At 69.4% G+C, this 22694-nt stretch carries 19 protein-coding genes; 14 read left to right on the top strand and 5 right to left on the bottom strand.

What is annotated here, in order from left to right:
• The first annotated feature begins 229 nt into the window (after positions 1-229).
• The 6 genes from amaB to IQ458_RS09945 all read left to right on the top strand — a co-directional run bounded on the left by amaB (position 230) and on the right by IQ458_RS09945 (position 6048).
• Positions 230-1762, top strand: a complete 1533-nt coding sequence (gene amaB, locus IQ458_RS09970) for an L-piperidine-6-carboxylate dehydrogenase (RefSeq protein ID WP_203322685.1) — start codon at positions 230-232, stop codon at positions 1760-1762.
• A gap of 25 nt (positions 1763-1787) precedes the next feature.
• On the top strand, positions 1788-2072 hold the full coding sequence (locus IQ458_RS09965; protein WP_141452397.1) for a DUF4190 domain-containing protein: 285 nt from the start codon (positions 1788-1790) through the stop codon (positions 2070-2072).
• A 10-nt stretch (positions 2073-2082) separates the two neighbouring features.
• Entirely contained in the window at positions 2083-2853 is a 771-nt protein-coding gene (locus tag IQ458_RS09960) for a class I SAM-dependent methyltransferase (RefSeq protein WP_203322684.1), read from the top strand.
• Between the two features lie 3 nt (positions 2854-2856).
• Positions 2857-3912 (top strand): quinone-dependent dihydroorotate dehydrogenase, encoded by a 1056-nt coding sequence (locus tag IQ458_RS09955; protein ID WP_203322683.1) that lies wholly within the window; start codon positions 2857-2859, stop codon positions 3910-3912.
• Positions 3909-4949: a UDP-N-acetylmuramate dehydrogenase gene (gene murB, locus IQ458_RS09950; RefSeq protein WP_203322682.1), complete on the top strand. Its 1041-nt coding sequence runs from the start codon at positions 3909-3911 to the stop codon at positions 4947-4949. Before IQ458_RS09955 ends, murB begins: the two co-directional genes overlap by 4 nt.
• Positions 4950-5139: 190 nt before the next feature.
• Positions 5140-6048 carry a DMT family transporter gene (locus IQ458_RS09945; RefSeq protein ID WP_183637433.1) on the top strand — a complete coding sequence of 303 codons (909 nt, stop codon included), beginning with the start codon at positions 5140-5142 and terminating at the stop codon, positions 6046-6048.
• Positions 6049-6087: 39 nt separating this feature from the next.
• Here the strand turns inward: IQ458_RS09945 and IQ458_RS09940 are convergent, their stop codons facing one another.
• On the bottom strand, positions 6088-8790 hold the full coding sequence (locus tag IQ458_RS09940; RefSeq protein ID WP_203322681.1) for a serine/threonine-protein kinase: 2703 nt from the start codon (positions 8788-8790) through the stop codon (positions 6088-6090).
• A 97-nt stretch (positions 8791-8887) separates the two neighbouring features.
• Here IQ458_RS09940 and IQ458_RS09935 point away from each other — a divergent pair, with 97 nt between their 5' ends.
• Complete coding sequence (locus tag IQ458_RS09935; protein ID WP_183637438.1) at positions 8888-9775, top strand: GGDEF domain-containing protein; 888 nt, start codon at positions 8888-8890, stop codon at positions 9773-9775.
• 100 nt (positions 9776-9875) lie between these two features.
• On the opposite strand, the gene IQ458_RS09930 is transcribed toward IQ458_RS09935, so the two are convergent.
• Complete coding sequence (locus IQ458_RS09930) at positions 9876-10862, bottom strand: DedA family protein/thiosulfate sulfurtransferase GlpE (protein WP_203322680.1); 987 nt, start codon at positions 10860-10862, stop codon at positions 9876-9878.
• A 173-nt stretch (positions 10863-11035) separates the two neighbouring features.
• Between IQ458_RS09930 and IQ458_RS09925 the strand changes: the two genes are divergently transcribed.
• The gene (locus tag IQ458_RS09925; RefSeq protein ID WP_183637440.1) at positions 11036-11386 is read left to right on the top strand and encodes a VOC family protein; all 351 of its coding nucleotides are present in this window, start codon (positions 11036-11038) and stop codon (positions 11384-11386) included.
• On the opposite strand, the gene IQ458_RS09920 is transcribed toward IQ458_RS09925, so the two are convergent.
• On the bottom strand, positions 11371-12054 hold the full coding sequence (locus IQ458_RS09920; protein WP_328805150.1) for a phosphatase PAP2 family protein: 684 nt from the start codon (positions 12052-12054) through the stop codon (positions 11371-11373). The two genes, IQ458_RS09925 and IQ458_RS09920, sit on opposite strands and share 16 nt — an antisense overlap.
• A gap of 4 nt (positions 12055-12058) precedes the next feature.
• Positions 12059-13324 carry a flavodoxin-dependent (E)-4-hydroxy-3-methylbut-2-enyl-diphosphate synthase gene (ispG, locus tag IQ458_RS09915; protein ID WP_183637443.1) on the bottom strand — a complete coding sequence of 422 codons (1266 nt, stop codon included), beginning with the start codon at positions 13322-13324 and terminating at the stop codon, positions 12059-12061.
• Between the two features lie 124 nt (positions 13325-13448).
• Between ispG and IQ458_RS09910 the strand changes: the two genes are divergently transcribed.
• From IQ458_RS09910 to IQ458_RS09895, 4 genes are all read left to right on the top strand, one after another.
• Positions 13449-14672, top strand: coding sequence for an ATP-binding protein (locus IQ458_RS09910; RefSeq protein ID WP_183637445.1), 1224 nt, complete (start codon positions 13449-13451; stop codon positions 14670-14672).
• On the top strand, positions 14669-15211 hold the full coding sequence (locus IQ458_RS09905; protein ID WP_141452386.1) for a response regulator transcription factor: 543 nt from the start codon (positions 14669-14671) through the stop codon (positions 15209-15211). The genes IQ458_RS09910 and IQ458_RS09905 overlap by 4 nt, the downstream gene beginning before the upstream one ends.
• A 189-nt stretch (positions 15212-15400) precedes the next feature.
• On the top strand, positions 15401-16729 hold the full coding sequence (xseA, locus tag IQ458_RS09900; protein ID WP_203322679.1) for an exodeoxyribonuclease VII large subunit: 1329 nt from the start codon (positions 15401-15403) through the stop codon (positions 16727-16729).
• Positions 16730-16863: 134 nt separating this feature from the next.
• Entirely contained in the window at positions 16864-18669 is a 1806-nt protein-coding gene (locus IQ458_RS09895) for a vWA domain-containing protein (RefSeq protein WP_203322678.1), read from the top strand.
• A 107-nt stretch (positions 18670-18776) separates the two neighbouring features.
• On the opposite strand, the gene IQ458_RS09890 is transcribed toward IQ458_RS09895, so the two are convergent.
• Positions 18777-21617 carry a bifunctional diguanylate cyclase/phosphodiesterase gene (locus tag IQ458_RS09890; RefSeq protein ID WP_425504671.1) on the bottom strand — a complete coding sequence of 947 codons (2841 nt, stop codon included), beginning with the start codon at positions 21615-21617 and terminating at the stop codon, positions 18777-18779.
• A 351-nt stretch (positions 21618-21968) separates the two neighbouring features.
• Here IQ458_RS09890 and IQ458_RS09885 point away from each other — a divergent pair, with 351 nt between their 5' ends.
• Both IQ458_RS09885 and IQ458_RS09880 read left to right on the top strand, forming a co-directional pair.
• Entirely contained in the window at positions 21969-22487 is a 519-nt protein-coding gene (locus IQ458_RS09885; protein WP_235996748.1) for an RNA polymerase sigma factor, read from the top strand.
• A partial coding sequence (locus IQ458_RS09880) for a hypothetical protein (protein WP_203322676.1) occupies positions 22484-22694 on the top strand: 211 nt, incomplete at its 3' end. The genes IQ458_RS09885 and IQ458_RS09880, both read left to right, overlap by 4 nt.

The following is a 22694-nucleotide window of genomic DNA, read 5'->3' as shown; positions in this document are numbered from 1 at the left end:
CCATGCGCCACCGGTCCGCATCGCGACACCATCGATGCGCCGTCACGCTCGGCGAATCGCCGAAATCCGGGTTGCCGGAAGCCCGCGGACTCGGCGAATCGAACAAGCCGCTCAGCACATCCACGGAAGGCCCGGATCCAGGCGGGCCGACGGGATCGCTCTGCTAAAATCGGCGGCCCGCCGGCGCAGGTCGCGCCGCGCCTTTTTCGAATCTTTTCTGGAGCGCTCCATGCCCGCAGACATCCTCAAGGCACTCGGCCTTGGCAAGACCAACTCCGGCACCTACCTGGGCCGCGGCGAGTGGTCGACGACCACCGACGCCGGCCTGTTGCAGTCGATCAATCCGACCACCAACGAGGTGATTGCCGAGGTCCATGCCAGCAGCCAGGCCGACTACGAAACCGTGGTCGCGCGGGCGCAGGAAGCCTTCAAGGTCTGGCGCACCACCCCGGCCCCGCGCCGCGGCGAAGCCGTGCGCCTGTGCGGCGAGGCGCTGCGCAAGCACAAGGAGGCGCTGGGCTCGCTGGTCGCGCTGGAAATGGGCAAGAGCAAGCCCGAGGGCGATGGCGAAGTGCAGGAAATGATCGACATCGCCGACTTCGCGGTCGGCCAGAGCCGCATGCTGTACGGCTACACCATGCACTCCGAGCGTCCCGGCCACCGGATGTACGAGCAGTACCAGCCGCTGGGCCTGGTCGGCATCATCAGCGCGTTCAACTTCCCGGTCGCGGTGTGGTCGTGGAACTCGTTCCTGGCCGCGATCTGCGGCGACGTCTGCATCTGGAAGCCGTCCAACAAGACCCCGCTGACCGCGATCGCGTCGATGAAGATCTGCAATGACGCGCTGAAGGCCGGCGGCTTCCCGGACATCTTCTTCCTGATCAACGACGCCGGCATCGAGCTGGCCCAGCAGTTCGTCGACGACAAGCGCATCCCGCTGATCAGCTTCACCGGTTCGACCCAGGTCGGCCGCACCGTCGGCGAGCGCGTGGCCCGCCGCATGGGCCGCAGCCTGCTGGAACTGGGCGGCAACAACGCGATCATCCTGGACGAAACCGCCGACCTGAAGCTGGCGATCCCGGGCATCGTGTTCGGCGCGGTCGGCACCGCCGGCCAGCGCTGCACCACCACCCGCCGCCTGATCGTGCACGAATCCATCTACGACAACGTGCTGTCCACCCTCATCAAGGCCTACAAGCAAGTCGAGGGCAAGATCGGCGATCCCACCGACCCGGCCAACCTGATGGGACCGCTCAACAGCCAGGGCGCGGTGCAGCAGTTCCTCGCTTCGGTCGAGAAGGCCAAGGCCAGCGGCGGCAAGGTCGAGACCGGCGGCACCGCGATCGATCGCCCCGGCAACTTCGTCCTGCCGACCATCGTCACCGGCCTGAAGAACTCCGACGAAGTGGTCCAGCACGAGACCTTCGCGCCGATCCTGTACGTGATGAAGTACAAGACCCTGGACGAGGCCATCGACATGCAGAACGGCGTGCCGCAGGGCCTGTCCTCGTCGATCTTCACCCAGAACCTGAAGGCGGCCGAGCAGTTCCTGTCGGCGGCCGGCTCGGACTGCGGCATCGCCAACGTCAACATCGGCACCAGCGGCGCCGAGATCGGCGGCGCGTTCGGCGGCGAGAAGGAAACCGGCGGCGGCCGCGAATCCGGTTCGGATGCGTGGAAGGTCTACATGCGCCGCCAGACCAACACCATCAACTATTCCGACTCGCTGCCGCTGGCGCAGGGTATAAAGTTCGACCTCTGAGCCCCGAGAAAGGAAAAGGACGCCGATGAACGCACCCGCCCGCCAGACCAGCACCCTGGCCATCATCAGCCTGATCGCCGGCATCCTCGGCTGGAGCCTGCTGCCCTTCCTGGGCAGCATCGGCGCGATCATCACCGGCCACATGGCGCGGGCCGAAATCCGTCGCGAGCCGCAGCGCCTGGACGGCGACGGGTTCGCGGTGGCCGGGCTGATCCTGGGCTGGCTGTCGGTCGTCCTGTGGATCATCGGCATCCTGGTGTTCGTGCTGTTCTTTGGCGGCCTGGTGTGGCTGGGCACGCTGAGCCAGTGAGCCGGGCCCGGTGACCGGCGCCGGCGACAGCGCACTACGCTTCAGCAACCGGGTCGCGGACTATGTCCGCTACCGGCCCGGCTACCCGGACGCCCTGTTCGACTGGCTGCACCGCGAACAGGGCGTGCCACCCGGCGCGCGGGTTGCAGACATCGGCGCGGGCACCGGTATCGCCACCCGCGCCTGGCTACGGCGCCGCCACCCGGTGATCGCGGTGGAACCCAATGCCGCCATGCGCGAGGCGCTGGTGGCGGATCTGGCCGGCGAGCCCGGCCTGGGCACGACCGACGGCAGCGCCGAGGCCACCGGACTGGAGCCGGCCAGCATCGATCTGGTATCCAGCGCCCAGGCCTTCCATTGGTTCGAACCGGATGCGACCCGCCGCGAATGGGCGCGCATCCTGCGCCCGGACGGCCTGGCCTGCGTGTTCTGGAACAGCCGCCTCCCCGACGCCTCGCCGTTCCTGCGCGACTACGAGGCCCTGCTGCACGCCCACGGCGAGGACTATGCGCGGGTTGCCGAACGCCACCCCGACGACGACGCCATGCAGGCCTGGTTCGGGCCGGGTTTCCGCGCGATGGCGCGCTTCCCGCACGCCCAGCCGCTGGATTTCGACGCCCTGTACGGCCGCCTGCGCTCCTCCTCCTCCACACCCCCGCCCGGGGATCCCCGGCACGAGCCGATGCGGGCGGAATTGCGCCGGGTATTCGATACGCACGCCGAACAGGGCATGATCCACTTCGACTACCTGACCCGTGTGTTCGTGGGCACCCTGCACTGATCCATGTACAAACTCGCTCGCCCCTTCCTGTTCGGCTTTGACGCCGAACGTGCCCACGGCCTCGGACTGAAGGCCATCGAGACGGCTTACCGGACCGGCACGATCCCGCTGCTGGCGCGGCCGCCGCAGCCGTTGCCGACCAAGCTGCTGGGGCTGACCTTCCCCAACCCGGTCGGCCTGGCCGCCGGCCTGGACAAGAACGGCGCCCACGTCGAGGCGCTGTTCGGGCTGGGCTTTGGCTTCGTCGAGGTGGGCACGGTCACGCCGCGCCCGCAGACGGGCAACCCGAAACCGCGCATGTTCCGGCTGCCCGCGCACCAGGCGGTGATCAACCGGCTGGGTTTCAACAACGAAGGCGTCGACGCGCTGGTGCGCAATATCGAGCGGATCCGCCGCCGCAGCGGCGTGCTCGGCATCAATATCGGCAAGAACAAGGACACCTCCAACGAACGCGCCGCCTCGGACTACCTGTATTGCCTGGAACGGGTCTATCCGCTGGCCGACTACATCACCGTCAACATCTCATCGCCCAACACCGCCGGCCTGCGCGAGCTGCAGGAGGAACAGGCACTGCGCCAGTTGATCGGCAGCCTGCGCGAGGCGCAGGAGGATCTGGCCGCACAACACGGCCGGCGGGTGCCGATGCTGGTGAAGGTCGCGCCGGACCTGTCCGACGACGACATCGACGCGGTGGCGCGCGTGCTCGGCGATCTGGGCGTGGACGGCGTCATCGCCACCAACACCACCGTCTCGCGCATCAGCGTGCAGGACGATCCGCTGGCCCACGAGACAGGCGGCCTGTCCGGCGCGCCGCTGATGGGACAGTCGACGCTGGTGCTGCGCCGGCTGCGCACCCGCCTGCCAGACCGGATTCCGCTGATTGGCGTGGGCGGCATCCTCTCGGGCGCCGATGCGGTGGCCAAGATGGCCGCAGGCGCTTCGCTGGTGCAGGTCTATTCCGGCATGGTCTATCGCGGGCCGGAACTCATCGGCGAGTGCGTCGATGCCATCCGCCGCCGCCGCGAGGCACCCAGCCGTGGCGCGGTGGCGCCGGAATGAGTCTTCCCTGGCGCCTGATCCGCGACGCCTCGCTGCGCAATCGCAACACCTTCGGGGTGGAAGCGCGCGCGCCCTGGCTGATCGAACTGGACGACACCGCCGCGCTGCCGGAACTGCTGGCGCGGCCGGAAATCTCCGAGACATCCCTGCTGGTGCTGGGCGGCGGCAGCAACCTGTTGTTCGCCGGCGACGCCGAGGGACCGGTGCTGGCGCTGACCGCCGCCGCGACCCGCGTGCTGTCCCAGGACGCCACCCACGCGCGCGTGCGCACCGAAGCGGGCGTGCCCTGGCACGCGCTGGTGATGTGGTCGCTGCAACAGGGGCTGTGCGGGCTGGAAAACCTCGCGCTGATTCCCGGCACCGCCGGCGCCGCGCCGATCCAGAACATCGGCGCCTATGGCGTGGAAGTCGGCGAATTCATCCACGCGGTGGAAGCCTGGGATCGCCACGAAGGCGTCCTGCGCCGGCTGGACCGCAGCGCCTGCGCGTTCGGTTATCGCGACAGCGTGTTCAAGCACCAGCCGGACCGCTACATTGTCACCGCGGTGGAGCTGGACCTGCTGCGCGCGCCCGCGCTGCGGCTGGACTACGCCGGCCTCGGCGAGGAACTGGCGACGATGGGCATCGCCCGGCCGGATGCGCGCGACGTCGCCGAAGCGGTGATCGCGATCCGCAGCCGCAAGCTGCCGGACCCGGTGGTGATCGGCAACGCCGGCAGCTTCTTCAAGAATCCGATCGTGCCGGCGGCATTGGCCGAAACCCTGCAGGCCGCGCATCCTGGCCTGCCGGTGTTCCGCGGCGACGCGCCGGACACCCGCAAGATTTCCGCCGCCTGGATGATCGACGCCTGCGGCTGGAAGGGCCACCGCGACGGCGATGCCGGCGTGGCCGCCTCGCACGCGCTGGTCCTGGTCAACCATGGCGGCGCCACCGGCGCCCAGTTGCTCGCCCTCGCCCGCCGCATCGCCGACTCGGTCGCCACGCGGTTCGGCGTCGCCATCGAACCCGAGCCCCGCATCATCGGAGCGCGCTGGTAGCCATGCGCGTCACCGCTCCCGCCCCGCGTCGTTCCCGCCCGCTCCCCCGGAGCGCGCGGAGCGGAGGGCGGGACGGGATCCGCGCGTGGCGTCCAAACCGCGTCGCCGCGCGATGGCTGTGTTTCCTTCGTCGTTTTCTCCCGCGCATGCCGGCATTCGGCCCGGCGTGCCCCGCCTTCGTGGAAGCCTGATGCCCGCCATTCCCGTCCACTTCCGCGCCGCAGCGCTGATGCTGGCCAGCACGATGTTCTTCGCGATGATGGTGGTCGCGATCCGGCTGGCCTCGGCCAGCCTGCACACCTTCGAGATTGCGTTCTTCCGCAATTTCTTCGGCCTGCTGGCGGCGCTGCCGCTGCTGGTCAAGCACGGGCCGGGGCTGCTGAAGACCCAGCATTTCCCGCGCTACCTGTTCCGCTGCGTGATCGGCATCTGCTCGATGCTGGCCGGCTTCTGGGCCATCGGCCACCTGCCGTTGGCGCAGGCGGTGTCGCTGTCCTACTCCACCCCGCTGTTCGTCACCCTGGCCGCGGCGGCCATGCTCAACGAAAAGGTCCGCGCCCGCCGCTGGACCGCGGTGGTGCTGGGTTTCCTGGGCGTGCTGATCATCGTGCGTCCCGGCACCGCCGAGTTCAGCATGGACGCCATGATTGCGGTGCTGGCAGCGGTGATGAGCGCGCTGGTGGCGATCCAGATCAAGCAGTTGTCGCAGACCGAGCCGGCCGATCGCATCGTCCTCTACACCACCCTGCTGTGGGTTCCGATGTCGCTGGTACCCGCGCTGAGCGTGTGGGAATGGCCGCAGGGCATCACCTGGCTGTGGGTGATCGCCGCCGGCGTGATGGGCACCGGCGGGCACATGCTGTGGACCCGTGCGCTGAAGCTGGGCGAGGTTTCCGCGCTCACGCCGATCAGCTTCATGCAGTTGCCGGTCGTGGCGGTGTTCGGCTGGTGGCTGTTCGACGAAAGCCTGGATCGCTGGACCCTGCTGGGCGCGGCGATCATTTTCGGCGCCAACGCCTACATCGCCCATCGCGAGGCGGTGCTGTCGCGCAAGGCCGCCTCCGAGGCGGCCAGTTCGGCGGCCAAGCCGGGCGAGTGAGGCGCCTCCGCGACGACGCGACGCGCATGCTCTCCCGCCTTACTTGAATCCTGTCGGCGGGCGCCCTTCGCGGATGGCATCGGCCAGCGTGGCCAGCGGCTCGCTCAGGGTATCGGGGCTGGCCGCCAGCAGCGGCTCCAGGTATTGCCGGCGCAGCGCCTGCGCCTGTTCGCGGTGGCCGAAGCCCGCTTCGGCGGTGGCCAGCGTCCAGATCGCATGCAGCGTTTCCGGGTGTTGTTCCCCGAGCAGGCGACCGCGGACCTCGACCACTTCGCGATAGGACGCCAGCGCCAGCGGCGCATCGCCCAGCGTGCGCGCCGCGTCGCCACGGATCAGCAAGGCGCGCTGGGCCTGCGGGTGCTTCATTCCCAGCACATCGCGCGCCAGTGGCAGTCCGTCGCGCAGCAGCGCCAGGCTCTGCTGCGGATGGCCGTCGCGCAGCAGGGTGCCGGCATGGTTGATCAGGATCGACAGGGTGTCCGGATGATTGGCGCCCAACAAGCGGGTCCGCTGCTCCAGCACCTGCCGCTCCAGCGGCAGCGCGGCGGCGTAGTCGTCCAGCCGCGCGTAGGTCGTGGCCAGGTTCAACCGCGCGCGGATGGTCTGCGGGTGCAGCGGCCCGAGCACGCGCTCGCGCCCGGCCAGCACCGCCTTCATCATCGGCAACGCTTCCTCGGCGGCGTTGGAGTCCGCCAGCATGCTGGCCAGCGTGCCGCGCGCATGCAGCGTCAGCGGATGATCGTTGCCGAGCCGGCGGGTCTGTATCGCCAGCAGTTCGCGCTGCAACTTGACCGCGCCTTCCTTCTCGCCGGTGATCATCCGCATCACCGCCAGGTTGCCGGTGGCCGCCAGGGTGTCCTTGTGTTCGGCGCCCTGCACCGCCACCCGCAACGGCAGCAGCTTTTCCATGTTCGCCCGCGCCTCGGCCATCTCGCCGACCGCGCGTTGCATGTCGGCCAGCGCGTTGAGGGCGTCCATCGCCGCGGGATCGCGATCGCCCGCCTGCTTCGCCAGCCGCTCGTGCAGGGATTGCAGCAGGGTCTTGGCGCGTTCACGCTCGCCGCGCGCGGACAGCAGGCTAGCCTGGGCGATCTCCAGTCCGGCGCGGGTGGGATCGTTCAACGGCAACGGCCGCGCCAGCGGTTGCGCGCGTTCGATGATGGCCGCGGCGGCGTCCACCTCGGCCGCGCCGAGCAGCGCTTCGGCCTGCTCCAGGCGAGCGGCCAGCGTCGTCCGGTCGGCTTCGCCGGACTGGCCGGCGCGGTAGTCGGCGACCTTGCCGAATTCCCGCGCGGCCTGCGGACTCATGCCCAGGGCGGCATAGACGCGTGCGACCGATTCACGCAGGTTGGCGGCCAGTGCCGGTTGCCGGGCGAAGTCGCGGTCAATGGCGGCCTCGGCGCTGGCCAGCAGATCACGATCGATCATGCCGCGTGCCAGATCGGCGGTGTTGATTCCGGCCAGCAGTTGTTCCAGCGAGGCGCGGACGGACGGATCGGCTGCGGCGATCTGGTCGCGCATGCCGCCGGCCAGGCCGCCCCCCATGGCCTCGATGTCGATGCCTTCCAGCATCGATTGCTGGAACGCGGCCACCTTCTCCAGTTCCGCGCTGCGCTGTTCGGCAATCGTCCGTTGCGCACGCGCCTGCATCAGGCCATACACCGACACCGCAAGACCACCCAGCAGCGCCAGCCCGACCACCGCCGCGGCCACCAGCGCGGTGCGGTGGCGGGCGAAGAAGCGCGACCAGCGGTAGCGGCGGGTCGGCGGCACCGCCGCCAGCGGCGCGCCCTCCAGGAACCGCTGCAGTTCCGCGGCCAGTTCGGCGACCGATGCATAGCGTGCATTGCGATCATGGGCCATCGCCTTGGCGACCACCCAGTCCAGTTCCTCGCGCAATGCGCGCCGCAGGCGGTGGGTATCGCCCGCCGGCGTGGCCGCGGTCGACTGCGCGGCGAGCTGCTCGGACGGCAGGCGCAGGACGCCGCCATCGGCGGTGCCGCCGTCGCGCACGCCGGGTCGGCTGCCGGTCAGCAGTTCGTGCAGCAGCACGCCCAGCGAGTAGACGTCGCTGCGCGTATCGAGGGTGGCAAGGTCGCCCTCGGCCTGTTCCGGGCTCATGTAGTCCGGGGTGCCGGCGCGCTCCTGCATGCCGGCCAGCGCGCGCGAGGTGGCGGTGGCGATGCCGAAGTCGATGATCTTGGGCGCGGCGCGGCCGTCGATGCGGTCGACCAGGATATTGCCGGGTTTCAGATCCCGGTGGATCACGCCCTTGTGGTGGGCGTGCTGGACGCCTTCGCAGATGCGGATGAACAATGCCAGCCGTTCGCGCAGATCCAGTCCCTCCTCCGCGCAGAACACGGTGACCGGCCGCCCCTCGCTGAACTCCATGGCGAAGAACGGCACGCCGTCGTCGGTGGCGCCGGCGTCGTAGATCTGGGCGATGGCCGGATGCCGCATCTGCGCCAGCAGTTGCCGTTCGATCTCGAAATAGGCCAGGTGGCGAGCTTCCACGCGATGGCCGCGCAACAGCTTCAGCGCCACGGTCCGGCGCACCGGTTCCAGTTGTTCCGCCCGGTACACCTCGCCCATGCCGCCACGTCCGAGCAGGCCCTCAAGCCGATAGCGTCCCAGCCGCGCGCCCGGCGCGAAGGTCTGCCCGTCCGCGGGCATGTGCCCGGACAGGCGCGTCGCCAGAAGCTCGGTGGCTTCCGGGTCCGCCGATGGCGGTGCTGGATTCATGGCGCATCCCCCTGGAGTGCCGCCATGGTAGCGGAAGCGCCGGCAGTCGCCACGCGGACCCGCTACACTCAACGCCTTCCCTCCCCGCGGCCGCAGCATGGCGCCCGATCACGAGACCACCCAGCGCACGATCCTGAGCGACGGACCGCGTCCGTCCGGCTCGCGCTCGGCCTGCGTGGTGGTGATCCAGGGCGAGGGGCTGGGCCGGCGCGCCGACATCGACGCGCAGCCGGTGGTGGTCGGGCGTTCGCGCGAGGCCGACCTGCACATCCCGCACCGCAGCGTGTCGCGCCTGCATTGCCGGATCTGGCGCGAAGGCGACGAGTACCGCGTGTGCGATCTGGATGCGACCAATCCCACCCGCCTCAATGACCAGCCGATCCAGGAGGCGACGCTGACCGATGGCGATCACCTGACCCTGGGCGAGTGCATCCTGAAGTTCATCAGCCACGCCAGCGTCGAGGCGCACTACCACGAGGAGATCTACCAGCTCGCCACCCACGACGCGCTGACCGATCTCTACAACCGCCGCCACTTCATCGAGGCGGTCGAGCGCGAAATCGCCCGCGCGATGCGCCACCAGCGTCCGCTGGCGATGTGCATCATCGATGTCGATCTGTTCAAGCCCATCAACGACCGCTACGGGCACATCTCCGGTGACAACGTGCTACGCCAGATCGCCGGCATCCTGCGCAGGCACGTGCGCAACGACGATGCCGCCGCGCGCATCGGCGGCGAAGAGTTCGCGGTGCTGCTGCCCGAATGCGACGGCGACGCCGCGTTCGGTTTCGCCGAGCGCCTGCGCCAGGCGGTGGCCGAGGCGGTGTTCAAGCCCGGCGGCGACGAGCAGTCGATCACCGTGAGCATCGGCATCGCCGCGCTCACGCCCAGCCGCGATACCTGCAGCCGGATGATGGCCGCGGCCGACGCCGCGCTGTACAGGGCCAAGAGCGAAGGCCGCAACCGGGTCTGCATCCAGTATTGAGTTTTCGGGGTACTGGTTTTTTCGTGGGACGCCGAGGTCAAGAGCTCGCGCCTGGGACGGCGCTCCTACCCTGTCCCGTCATCCCGAATCTCCAATCCCGTCACCCCGTCATCCCCAATCTCGAATCCCCAATCCCGAACGTCCCCTCGCCGCCGATCGGCGCGACCGGCAATCCCGCCGCGCGCCAGGCGTCGATGCCACCGCGCAGCGGAACCGCGTCGAGATAGCCGCGCCGGCGCAGCTGGCCGGCTAGCCAGGCCGCGGACACCTCGTCCGGGCAGGCGCAGTAGATGACAACCCTGCGATCACGCGGCACGGTCGCCATGATGTCATCCAGCCTGCGCTCGTCGGCGAAGGCCGCGCCGGGAATGATGAAGGGGTCCACATCGCGGAAACCCGGCGCGCGGATGTCCAGGATTGCCGGTGCCTGCCCCGCGCGCACCAGCGCGTCCAGCGCGGCCGGTTCGATGCGCGCGGCTTCCAGCATCCGGAACAGCGCGCGCCGGCGCCACCAGCGATAGCCGACGTACAGGACCAGCCCCGCCGCCACCAGCGCCAGCGCGCCGACGCCCAGTTGCGACAGCGCCAGCAGCACGCCTTCCACCTGGCGGGAGAAGATCACGCCCAGCGCCAGGCCCACCGTCGCCCACAGCGCCGCGCCTAGCCCGTCATAGCGCAGGAACCGCGGCAGGCCCGCCTGCATCGCGCCGGCCAGCGGCACCGCGACCATCGACAGGCCGGGCACGAACTTGGCCACCGCCAGCACGCGGATGCCGAAGCGGCCGTAGACGCGCTCGGTCTGCTTCATGCAACTGTCGCGCGACAGCGACAGCCGGCACAGCGATTGCAGGGTGCGGTTGCCGTAGCGGCGGCCGGCAAAGAACCACGCGGCGTCGCCCAGCAGGCTGGCCGAGACGGAGACCGCGAGCACGCCAAGCAGCGCCGGCCACGCCGGATCCGCGTGCAGGGCGATGCCCGCCCCCACCACGATCAGGGTCGGCATCGCCGGCACCGGCAAGCCCAGCGACAGCGCCAGCACGTTGACGAACACCAGTCCGACGCCGAACCGCTCGACCAGCTCCTGCATATGGGGATCCATCCGCGCCACGCGGTATTTGCACAGGCCGCCATCCTCCCGCCGCGCGCGGACAACCACAAGCCGGGCGGATCGCAACAATCCGTTACGTTCTGCGCCCGCCGGCTTGCGACGCCACCAGCGGTTCTCCTAGTCTGGAGGCGGTCAGCAGGGAGGGAGCGCCGATGACCAGCCGATTCGCGAGCGTCACCCCCTTGGTGCCGGCCGGGCCGTCATTGGCTGAAGCGCTGGATTTCTACGTCGGCCGAATGGGCTTCCACGCGCTCTGGCAGGAAGGCGACATGGCCGGCATCGAACGCGACGGCATCGGCTTCCACCTGGTCCGCAACAACGAACCGCTGTGGGCGCGCAACGCCAGCTTCAGCATCGGGGTGGCCGGACTGGACGCGCTGTACGCGGAGTACCGCGATCTGCCCGCGCAGATCGGGCCACTGGAAATGAAGTCGTGGGGCCGGCGCGAGTTCCACCTGATCGTGCCGCCGGGGGTGTGCTTCCAGTTCTACGAGTTCGCCTGAGCGACGCGCTTCCACGGCCCGCCGTTGCGGTACAGCACGATATACAGGCCGGCCACCCAGGCCATGCCCGCGGCCCAGCCACCCAGGATGTCCGAGGGGTAATGCACGCCCAGGTAGACCCGGGACAGGCCGACCAGCAGGACGAAGGCGAGCGCGGCCAGCGCCGCCGGCCAGCGCCAGCGGGTGCGCCAGGCCAGCAGGAACACCACCATCGCCAGGGTCATCGACCCCATCGCATGCCCACTCGGGAAACTGAAAGTGTGCTCGGGCGCGATCGAATCCCACAGCGACGGCCGGTCGCGCTGGAAGAACTGCTTGGTCGCCAGGTTCAGCAGCGCCGAACCGATGAACGAGGACGCCGCGAACAACGCCTCGCGCCAGCGCCGCCAGGCCAGCAAGCCCAGCACGATAGCGATGTCGACCGGTATCACCCCGTACTGATAGCCGGCCGCCGAAATCCCGACGAAGAAGCGATCCAGCGCCGGCGAGGCCAGCGCGTGCATCCGCCACAGCAGCGGATCGTCGAAGAAGAAGTTCTCCAGTTCGTGGACTTCGTCGGCCAGTTCCACGAACAGCCACAGCGGCGCCAGCACACCGGCGAACAGCAGCAGCATCCGCAGGCCGCGCTCGCGCAACAATCCGAGCAGGGCGTTCAGCCCCTGGGCCAGGACCTCAGACGGCGCCACGCGCGTACTTGCGTTCGACGTAGCCGTCGATCAGGGCGATAAATTCCTGGGCGATGTTCTCGCCGCGCAGGGTCACCGCCTTCTCGCCGTCGATGAACACCGGCGCGGCCGGGGCCTCGCCCGTGCCCGGGAGGGAAATGCCGATGTTGGCGTGGCGCGATTCGCCGGGACCGTTCACCACGCAGCCCATCACCGCCAGGGTCATGTTCTCCGCGCCGGGGTGGCTGATCTTCCATTCCGGCATCTTGCCGCGCACATGGTTCTGCACCACCTTGGCCAGTTCCTGGAAGAACTCCGACGTGGTGCGGCCACAGCCCGGGCAGGCGGTGACCATCGGGGTGAAGGCGCGCTGGCCGGTGGTCTGCAGCAGTTCCTGCGCCACGATCACTTCCTGCGTGCGCGACTGGCCCGGCTCCGGGGTGAGCGAAATGCGGATGGTGTCGCCGATGCCCTCCTGCAGCAGCACCGACAGCGCCGCCGCCGAGGCGACGATGCCCTTGCTGCCGATGCCGGCTTCGGTCAGGCCCAGGTGCAGGGCGAACTCCGAGCGCTGCGACATGTCGCGATACACCGCAATCAGTTCCTGCACGCCGCTGACCTTGGCCGACAGCACGATGCGATCGCGCGGCAGGCCCAGATCCACCGCGCGCTCGGCCGAATCCACCGCCGAGCGGATCAGCGCTTCGCGCAGCACCCGGCCGGCGTCCCAAGGCTGCTCGCGCTGGTGGTTCTCGTCCATCAGCTGCGCGGCCAGCGCCTGGTCCAGGGATCCCCAGTTGGCGCCGATCCGCACCGGCTTGCCGTAGCGGATGGCGAATTCGATCAACTGGGCGAACTGGGTGTCCTTCTTCTTGCCGAAGCCGACGTTGCCCGGATTGATGCGGTACTTGGCCAGCGCCTCGGCGCAGGCAGGTTCGCCGGCCAGCAACTGGTGGCCGTTGTAGTGGAAATCGCCGATCAGCGGCACCGTAATCCCCATCATCTCCAGCTTCTCGCGGATGCGCGGGATGGCGGCGGCGGATTCGGGATTGTTGACGGTCAGCCGGACCATTTCCGAACCGGCGCGCCAGAGCTCGGCCACCTGGCGGACGCTGCCGGCGATATCGGCGGTGTCGGTGTTGGTCATCGACTGCACCACCACCGGTTGCCCGCCACCGACCTTCACTCCGCCGATATCGACGGCATGGGTGATGCGGCGGGGCCAGGCGGCGGCGTTGGCGGGGGGCGTGGGGCGGCTGACGGCGTCGTGCATGACGCCCATTTTAGACCGGGAACCGGGTCGGGCAGCGCCCGTCGGCACGCTGCCGTTCACCCGACGCGCTCCGGACCGCCGTCCACCGGATGGCCGCGCTTGCGGCATCGTCTAGCATGTCGGCATGCCGATCTCCTCTCCCAGCTTCCTGCGGACCCTGTGCAACCTGCGCTGGGTCGCCATCATCGGCCAGGCCGTGGCCGTCCTGGTCGCCACCGAGCTGATGCACATACCGCTGCCGGTCGCGCCGCTGTGGGGCGGCATCGGCCTGCTGGCCGCGTTCAACGTCTACGCCACCTGGCGCAGCCACCGGCTGGCGCCGGATTCGGCCGGGGTGGCGTTCCTGCACATGCTGGTCGACGTGGCGGTGCTGGCCTGGCTGGTGGGCTGGAGCGGCGGCATCACCAACCCGTTCAGCCCGATGTTCCTGTTGCTGATCGCGGTGGCCGCGCTGGCCCTGCCGCTGCGCTGGGTGCTGGCCACCGCCGCCGCCTCGCTGGTGGGCTATGCGCTGATGGCGGTGTTCGGCCGGCCCCTGCCGGCTTTCCACGGCAATGCGTTCAACCTGCACCTGTGGGGCATGGCGGTGAACTTCCTGCTGTCGGTCGGCGTGGTGCTGTACTTCTCCACCCGCCTGGTGGCCGCGCTGCGCCAGCGCGAACGCGAGCTGGCGGTGCTGCGCGAACGCTTCGCCCGCAACGAAGGCATCGTCGCCCTGGCCACCCACGCCGCGGCGGTCGCGCACGAACTCAACACCCCGCTGGCGACGATGACCCTGCTGAGCGAGGAGATCGCCGAGCAGTGCGACGACGAGGCCATCCGCGAAGACGCCACCACCCTGCGCGAACTGGTGGACATCTGCCGCGACCGCGTGCGCGAGCTGGCCGCCTCCGCCGAGATGGGCCGCAACACTGGCGCGGACCTGGAGCGCGTCATCCACCGCTGGCAACTGGTACGCCCGACCATCGAACTGCAACGCGAGGGCGAACTGCCGCCGCGGCTGCGGGTGGATCCCTCGATCGGCCACCTGTTGCAGGCACTGCTCAACAACGCCGCCGACGCCAGCCAGCAGGCCGGTTCCACCCGGGTGGAACTGCGCTTGCGCTGCGATGGCGGCGAACTGATCGGCGAAGTGCGCGACGAGGGCGACGGCTTCCAGGACACTCTGCGCTTCCAATCCGATACCCTGTTCCGCAGCACCAAGCCCGATGGCATGGGCGTGGGACTGGCGCTTTCGCACGCGACGGTCGAACGCCTGGGCGGTTCGCTGACCCTGCAGACCGCCTCGCCACGCGGCGTGCGGGTCAGGTTCCGCCTGCCGTTGCGCGGCACCAAGGATTTCCCATGAACGGCCTGTTGATCGACGACGACGAACTGTACGCCCGCACCCTCCAGCGCAGCCTCGCGCGGCGCGGCATCGAGACCCGCATCGCCCTGGATCCCCGCGAGGCGCTGCGCCTGGCGCGTGAGCAGGCACCCGACTTCGCCCTGGTCGATCTGAAGCTGGGCGAATCGTCCGGCCTGACCCTGATCGAACCGCTGCGCGCATTGCGTCCGGACATGCGGATCCTGCTGGTGACCGGCTACGCGAGCGTGGCCACGGCGGTGGAGTCGATCAAGCGCGGCGCCGACGACTATCTGCCCAAGCCGGCCTCGCTGTCGTCGATCCTGCGCGCGCTCGGCATCGAGCAGAAGAGCGAGCCTCTGGAGCCCGAGGAAACCATGACCCCGCTGCACCGGCTGGAGTGGGAGCATATCCAGCAGGCGCTGGCGGAGACGGATGGCAATATTTCCGCCGCCGCGCGTCTGTTGGGCATGCACCGGCGATCATTGCAGCGCAAGCTGCTGAAACGCCCCGGCCCCGAACGCCGACAGGTCGACGAGTAGAGCGGAGCTTGCTCCGCTGCCGTGGCGTTTGCTTTTGCCTTTCGCTTTCATCCGGAATGGCTATCGGGCGCCAGCGCGCAAACTGGTGGCGCACAAGGTGAAAAGACAAAAAACCGAGCCACCGCAGCGGAGCAGGCTCCGCTCCACGCCGGGTTTATGAAACCGCGCTGCTGCGCTACGGTATGCCCCATGCAAGACCCCGCCCGCGACGTCCTCACCCCCAGCCAGCTCAACACCCTGGCCCGCGACCTCCTCGAAGGCGCGTTCCCGCTGATCTGGGTGGAAGGCGAACTCGGCAATGTCACCCGTCCCGCCTCCGGACACCTGTACTTCACCCTCAAGGATGCCCGCGCACAGGTCCGCTGCGCGATGTTCAAGCCCAAGAGCCAGTGGCTGCGGTTCGTTCCTCGCGAAGGGCTGCGGGTGCTCGCGCGCGGTCGGTTGACCCTGTACGAAGCACGCGGCGATTACCAATTGGTCATCGACCATCTGGAAGAAGCCGGCGAAGGCGCACTGCGGCGGGCGTTCGAAGCACTGAAGGCCAGGCTCGCGGCCGAGGGGCTGTTCGATGAAGGCCGAAAACGCGCCCTGCCCGCGCACCCGCGCCGGCTGGCGGTCATCACCTCGCCCAGCGGCGCGGCGGTGCGCGACGTGCTGAGCGTGCTGGGCCGGCGCTTTCCGTTGCTGGAAGTGGACATCCTGCCGGTGCAGGTCCAGGGCGAGGCCGCGCCCGCGCAGATCGTATCGATGCTCCAGCGCGCGGCCGACAGTGGCCGCTACGACACGGTCCTCGTGACCCGCGGCGGGGGTTCGCTGGAGGACCTGTGGGCCTTCAACGACGAACAGTTGGCGCGCGCGATCGCCGCATCCCCCGTACCGGTGGTGTCCGCGGTCGGCCACGAGACCGACTTCACCCTGGCCGACTTCGCAGCCGATCTGCGCGCACCTACGCCGTCGGTCGCGGCCGAACTGTTGGTGCCGGACGTCCGCGATCTCGCGACCCGCCTGCGCACCTTGCAGCGACGCCTGCACGATTTGCAACGCCACCACCTGCGCCAGGCCATGCAGCGCGCCGACCGCGCCGCGCTGCGCCTGAACGCGCTGCGCCCGCAGGCACGCCTGGCGCTGATCCGCCGCCGCCAGGACGAGGCGATGCGGCGCCTGCTGGCACTGTGGCGCGAACGTTCCGAACAGAAGCGCGCACGATTGCGCCATGCCGCGGCCGTCCTGCGCGCCGCGCAACCGCAGCGCCAACTGGCGCAACTGCGCGCGCGGCTGGAAGCGCTGCGCGTCCGCCCGCAGGCCGCGGTGGCCCGCCAGTTGCAGCGCGACGCCCTGCGGTTGCGCGGACTGGCCCGTTCGCTGGAAGCGGTGAGTCCGCTGGCGACGGTGGCACGCGGTTACGCCATCGTCACCCGGGACGACGGTGCGCTGGTGCGCTCGGTCGCGCAGGTACAGCCGGGCGATACCGTGCAGGCCCGCCTGGCCGATGGTGATCTGAAACTGCGCGTCGAGTAGCGCGCCTGGTCCGTCGGCGTTGGCCGGGCCGGCCTTGGGTCTGCCCACCCCTGTCTTCCCGTTCCGCCAATCGGCCTCAACCCCGTTTTTCTTCCGCGTGCGTTTGACCTTCCCGACCCATCGGGAGAATCGCCATGCGCCACGCTCGCCCCAGCCTCACCCTGCTCGCCGTCGCCCTGCTCGCCGCCTGCCAGTCGCAGCCGGTGGCGGAGTCCCCGTCGTCCGCCTCCTCCAGCCCCGGTAACGCCGACATCACCGCGAACCTGGCCGAGGCCGAGGCGTCTGCCGCCGCCGACGCGGCGGCCACCAGCGCCACCCTGGACACGGTCCGGGTCCGTCAACAGGCCGGTGCCCGGCCGCGAACCGAGTACGGTCGCCCCATCCCCAGCGCGGCCGCCGCGCCTCCCCCGCCCGCCGCGATGAAAATGAGTGCCGGGTACGCAGCGTTGCGAAGCCCTGGGCTCGTCTCCTCGTCAGAGCCGGCCAACACCGAACGCTACGCCGCGCGCGACGACAACCCGGTCCACCGCGCCAGCGAGCAGCCGGTGTCGACCTTCTCCATCGACGTGGACACCGGCAGCTACAGCAACGTGCGGCGGATGCTGCGCGACGGCGTCCGCCCTCCCGCCGACGCGGTGCGCGCGGAGGAGTTCATCAACTACTTCGACTATCACCATCCGGCGCCGGCCAACCGCGACATCCCGTTCCGGGTGACCACCGAACTCGCCGCCGCGCCATGGAACGGCAAGCGCCAGATCCTGATGGTCGGCATCAAGGGCTACGACGTGCCCAAGGCGACCCTGCCGCCCGCCAACCTGGTGTTCCTGATCGACACCTCCGGCTCGATGGATTCGCCGGACAAGCTGCCGCTGCTGAAGCAGGCGTTCGCGCAACTGGTGCCGCAGCTGCGCGCGCAGGATCGCGTGTCGGTGGTGGTCTATGCCGGCTCCGCGGGACTGGTGCTGCCGCCTACCCCGGGCGACCGCCACGACGAGATCCTCGGCGCGCTGGATCGCCTGCAGGCCGGCGGTTCGACCAACGGCGGCGACGGCATCCGGCTGGCCTACGCGATGGCCAAGCAGGCGTTCGTGAAGGACGGCGTCAACCGGGTGATCCTGGCCACCGATGGCGATTTCAACGTCGGTACCGTGGACCAAGGCGCACTGGAGACGCTGGTCGGCGACCAGCGCAAGTCGGGCATCGCGCTGACCACGCTGGGCTTCGGCCAGGGCAATTACAACGACGCGATGGCCGAGCGGCTGGCCGACGTGGGCGACGGCAACCACGCCTACATCGATACCCTGCAGGAGGCGCGCAAGGTGCTGGTGGAGGAAATGCAGTCCACCCTGCTGACCATCGCCCGCGACGTGAAGATCCAGATCGAGTTCAATCCGGCCTACGTCTCCGAGTACCGCCTGATCGGTTACGAAAACCGCCTGCTCAAGCGCGAGGACTTCGCCAACGACAAGGTCGACGCCGGCGATATCGGCGCGGGCCACGAAGTCACCGCGCTGTACGAGATCACACCCGCCGGTTCCGGCGCCGATCGCCTGCCGCCGCTGCGCTATGGCCAGGCCGGTTCCGCAGCCGCATCGCGTGGCGTGGCCGGTGGCGAGATCGCCCACCTGCAACTGCGCTACAAACCGCCGGGCCAGGAGACCAGCCGCCTGATCGCGACGCCAATCCGGGCCGATGCCCTCAGCCAGAAACCCAGCGAAGGCTTCCGCTTCGCCACCGCGGTGGCGGCGTACGCCGATCTGCTGCGCGGCGGGCAGCACATCGACAACTGGAGCTGGGCCCAGGTGCTGGCCGCCGCGCGCGGTGCCGAAGGTTCGGATCGGTTCGGCCTTCGCCGCGAATTCACCGGCATGGTGGAACAGGCCCGGCAACTCGCCACGGCGCAGGCGACGGACACCCCCGCCATCGCCGCCGGCGAATAGGGAAAAACATCCCGCTGGTCAGGAGCGCCGTCCCGGCGCGAACTCTCCCGGGACGGCGAAGCGAATGGCTTGATTCAATCCTGGCGGTGGACGGCGCTGTCCGCCGTTCAGCGCGCGCCCATGTGCGCGGCGGGCCGTCCCAGCAGGTAGCCCTGGCCGAAGTTGCAGCCCAGTTCCAGCAAGGCGCCGCGCTGCTCCTCGGTCTCGATGCCCTCGGCGATGGTGTCGATGCCCAGGGTGCTGGCCAGCGCGAGGATGGCGCGGACCAGGCCGGGACTCTCGGGCCGGGTTTCGTCGCCGATGCCCGCCACGAAGCTGCGATCGATCTTCAGTACCGAGATCGGAAAACGGTGCAGGTACGACAGCGCCGAGAAACCGGTGCCGAAGTCGTCGAGCTGCGCCAGGATGCCGTGCTCGCGCAACGTGCTGAGGATGCGCAGGGTGCGCGGCGCGTCGTCGAGCAGCGCCACCTCCGTGATTTCCACCCGCAACCGCGCCGGATCCGCGCCCTGGGCCTCGAACAACGCCAGCAGGCGGTCGGCGAAATCCGGCGAGCGGAAATGCCGTGGCGACACATTGACCGACACGTAGCCCTCGCCGCCGCGCGCGATCTGGTTCACCACCTGTTCGTAGATCAGCCAGTCGACCTGTTCGATCAGTCCGCTGTCCTCGCCCAGGCTGATGAACTCGGCCGGCGCCAGCAATCCGCGCCGCTCGTGCTGCCAGCGCAGCAGCGCCTCGTAGCCGACCACCTCGCCGTCGTCCAGCCGCAGGATCGGCTGGTAGTACGGCACGAAATCGCGGTTGTTGATCGCGCGCCGCAGGTCCGCCTGCAGGTCCAGGCTGTGCATCGCCGCCTCGCGCATGGCCTCGTCGAACATCGCGCAGCGATCACGTCCCTGCTCCTTGGCCCGGTACATCGCCGCGTCGGCGTCGCGCAGCAGTTCCTCGCCATTGCGGTAGCGCGGATGCCAGACCGCGATGCCCAGGCTTGCCGAGGGATACAGCTCGCGCCCGGCCACCCACATCGGCCGGCTCAGCACGGCCAGCAGCCGCTGCGCCAGCTCGCGGATGTTTTCCTCGCCGTCGGCGTACTCCATCAGGATGGCGAACTCGTCGCCGCCCAGGCGCGAGACCACGTCGCTGCCGCGCACGGTCATGGTGATGCGGCGTGCCACCTCGATCAGCAGTTCGTCGCCGGCCGCGTGGCCGATGCTGTCGTTGACCAGCTTGAAACGATCCAGATCCAGGAACAGCACCGCGAACGCCTGGCCGTCGCCATGCCGGGCACGCTCGATGGCCGCGGACAGCCGGTCCAGCAGATGCGGGCGATTGGGCAGTCCGGTCAGCGCGTCGTGGGTGGCCTGGTAGGTCAGGCGCTGTTCGGCGCGCAGGCGTTCGTTGATCTGGGCGCGCAGCTGGGTGTTGGCGTCGGCCAGCTCGCGGGTACGTTCCTCCACCCGCCGTTCCAGCTCGGCGTGCGCGGCGCGCAGGTTCTCCTGTGCCCGCTGCCGGCCCAGGCCGTTGCCGATGTTGTGGGCGACGAAGTTCAGCAGGCTCTGGTCGTGCTGGGTGAACTTCACCTCCGGCGAGTAACTCTGCACCACCACCACGCCCTGCACGTCGTCGCCCTGGAACAGCGGCACGCCCAACCAGCTGTGCGCCGGCGGCCCGTGCTGGACGACCTTGCCCTCCCCGCTGAGCTGGCCGATGACCACGCGATCGGCCAATAGCGGCTTCCCGGTCTCGATGACGTACTCGGTCAGGCCGTTGCCGATCCGGCGCGAGCGCCGCAGCGGATCGCGCTCGTCGATCGAGTACGGGAAGGTCAGGGTCTGCCTGTCCTCGCTGAGCAGCGCGATGTAGAAATTGCGTGCGTCGATCAGCTCGTCCACCACCGCGTGCACGTCGGCGTAGAAGCGCTCCAGGCTTTCGGAAGTGATGGCGAGGTCGGCGATCCGGAACAGCGCGCTCTGCAGTTTCTCCGCGCGCTTGCGCTCGATGATTTCGGCTTGCAGCTCGCGGTTGGCGCGCTGCAGTTCGTGGGTGCGCGCTTCCACCCGGTGTTCCAGGTCCGCGTGCGCGTGCTTGCGATCCAGCGCGGTGAGGATGTGCTGGGCCACGTAGCCCAGCAGCGCGCGATCCTCGTCGGCATAGCTGGCCGGAGTGTCGTAGCTCTGCACCACGATGGCGCCGCACACGCGATCGTCGCGGCGCATCGGCACGCCCAGCCAGTCCAGGCTGTCCGGGCCATGGCTGGGATCGCGGATGACCCCCAGTTTCTGCCGGATCACCGCCGAAGGTCCGCGCAACGGCTGGCCGTGGCGCAGCAGCGCGAAGGTCATGCTGTTGGCCATTTCCTCTTCGGTGAACTCGCGCTCCGGCTCGGCGACGTAGGCGTCCTTCTGGTCGGCGAAATACAGGAAGCGGATGGTCCGGCGCTGGTCGTCGTAGGAAACGATGTAGCAGTTCTCCGCGTACATCAGCGAATTCACCACCGCGTGGATGCGGCGGAGCATCTCGCTCATCTCCAGCCCGGTGCCGGCCAGATCGGCGATTTCGTACAGCGCCTGCTGCAGGCGCTTGGATTTTTCCAGCGAAACGATCCGGGCATGCGCGCGCGCCGTGTCCAGGGTCGCGCCGATCATCGCCTTGGCCAGCCGGCACCAGGAGTCACGCCTCGCCTCGGGCACCGGTTGCGGCAATGCCACCGCCAGTGCCATCCGTGCGTTGCCGTCCGCGTTTTCCCAGGTCAGCAGCCAGCCATCCTCCGGGTCGACCGGCGAACCCTCGCCCAGTGCGTGTTCGGCGCGCCGGCGCAGGCCGGCGGGGGCTTCGGCCGTGGCGACGCCGCCCGCGCCCAGCGCCCAGTCGCGCCAGCTGATCGCCAGTTCGGCGCCTGGCGGTAGGCCTTCCAGCAGCACGCCCAGGATCCGTTCGGGTGCCAACGCCTCTCCTTCGCCGGGCAAGGTGCCGACACGCTCGTTCTGGCTGGGCACCCCGGTTCCGGACAGCATTGGCTTCAAAAATTAAAGTTCCCCGTGCCGAGCATAACGCCAATGCGGTCCGTGAACGGCAACCCGCGCCACAAACTCCGGTGCGAACCCCGCAATGGCCGTCCATCCGTTTTCACGGACATGCATTTTGTTCCGGTCCCCGCCCCGCTTTTCGATGCGCCCCGCCCTGCGCCGGATGCGTTTTCGTTCAGCAACCTGACGCTCGGCCGCTTCCCGGAAAAGCGCGAAGCCCTTACGCTGATCGCAGTGAACGACGCCGCCGAACCCGCCGATGAAGCATTGATGCTGGCCTATGCCGCCGGCGATGCATCGGCTTTCGAGCGGCTCTACGCCCGCCACCGGGGACCGCTGTACCGGTTCCTGCTGCGCAATCTGCGCGACGGCGCGTTGGCGGACGAGTTTTTCCAGGATGTCTGGCAGCGGGTCATCAGTGCGCGCCAGGGTTGGAAACCGGAGGCGGCCTTCACCACCTGGCTGTTCCGGATCGCCCACAATCGCCTGAACGACCATTGGCGGGCCGCCCGCCATCGCCCGCCGGCCCCCGAGGACGCGGACGAGCGCACCGCGCGGGTGCCGGATCCGGACACGCCCGAGCGGCAGCTCTCCGAGTTCGAGCAGCGGCGGCGGCTGCAGATGGCGTTGTCCGAACTTCCCGAGGACCAGCGCCAGGTGGTGCAGTTGCGACTGGAACAGGAACTGAGCCTGGAGGAAATCGGCGACATCACCGGCGTGGGTCGGGAAACCGTCAAATCGCGGCTGCGCTACGCGATGGACAAGTTGCGCGCGAGACTGAACGAATGAACCGCCGTCCCCCCGAACCGTTGAATGCCGAAGAACGCCAGCTGGCCGATCAGCTGGCGCGGCTGGGGCCGCACGGCGAACCCTCGCCCACCCTCGATGCCCGCATCCTGGCGGCCGCGCACGACGCGGTGGTGGCCCGTCCGGCCGCGCGGCGCAAACCGCGCTGGCCCGTGGCGATGGGCCTGGCCGCCAGCGCCCTGCTCGCGG

Source organism: Pseudoxanthomonas beigongshangi, assembly GCF_016820515.1.
Taxonomy (GTDB): domain Bacteria; phylum Pseudomonadota; class Gammaproteobacteria; order Xanthomonadales; family Xanthomonadaceae; genus Pseudoxanthomonas_A; species Pseudoxanthomonas_A beigongshangi.
Note: the sequence above shows the minus strand (reverse complement) of the source record. Positions and strands in the feature narration are given on the sequence as shown.

Excerpts from the sequence above, each read along its gene's own strand:
- IQ458_RS09945 (WP_183637433.1), top strand. The coding sequence starts at position 5,140 with ATGCCCGCCATTCCCGTCCACTTCCGCGCCGCAGCGCTGATGCTGGCC.
- IQ458_RS09955 (WP_203322683.1), top strand. The coding sequence starts at position 2,857 with ATGTACAAACTCGCTCGCCCCTTCCTGTTCGGCTTTGACGCCGAACGT.
- IQ458_RS09925 (WP_183637440.1), top strand. The coding sequence starts at position 11,036 with ATGACCAGCCGATTCGCGAGCGTCACCCCCTTGGTGCCGGCCGGGCCG.
- murB (WP_203322682.1), top strand. The coding sequence starts at position 3,909 with ATGAGTCTTCCCTGGCGCCTGATCCGCGACGCCTCGCTGCGCAATCGC.
- ispG (WP_183637443.1), bottom strand. The coding sequence starts at position 13,324 with ATGCACGACGCCGTCAGCCGCCCCACGCCCCCCGCCAACGCCGCCGCC.
- IQ458_RS09935 (WP_183637438.1), top strand. The coding sequence starts at position 8,888 with ATGGCGCCCGATCACGAGACCACCCAGCGCACGATCCTGAGCGACGGA.
- IQ458_RS09885 (WP_235996748.1), top strand. The coding sequence starts at position 21,969 with ATGCTGGCCTATGCCGCCGGCGATGCATCGGCTTTCGAGCGGCTCTAC.
- IQ458_RS09930 (WP_203322680.1), bottom strand. The coding sequence starts at position 10,862 with ATGCAGGAGCTGGTCGAGCGGTTCGGCGTCGGACTGGTGTTCGTCAAC.
- amaB (WP_203322685.1), top strand. The coding sequence starts at position 230 with ATGCCCGCAGACATCCTCAAGGCACTCGGCCTTGGCAAGACCAACTCC.
- IQ458_RS09905 (WP_141452386.1), top strand. The coding sequence starts at position 14,669 with ATGAACGGCCTGTTGATCGACGACGACGAACTGTACGCCCGCACCCTC.
- xseA (WP_203322679.1), top strand. The coding sequence starts at position 15,401 with ATGCAAGACCCCGCCCGCGACGTCCTCACCCCCAGCCAGCTCAACACC.
- IQ458_RS09895 (WP_203322678.1), top strand. The coding sequence starts at position 16,864 with ATGCGCCACGCTCGCCCCAGCCTCACCCTGCTCGCCGTCGCCCTGCTC.
- IQ458_RS09910 (WP_183637445.1), top strand. The coding sequence starts at position 13,449 with ATGCCGATCTCCTCTCCCAGCTTCCTGCGGACCCTGTGCAACCTGCGC.
- IQ458_RS09940 (WP_203322681.1), bottom strand. The coding sequence starts at position 8,790 with ATGAATCCAGCACCGCCATCGGCGGACCCGGAAGCCACCGAGCTTCTG.
- IQ458_RS09965 (WP_141452397.1), top strand. The coding sequence starts at position 1,788 with ATGAACGCACCCGCCCGCCAGACCAGCACCCTGGCCATCATCAGCCTG.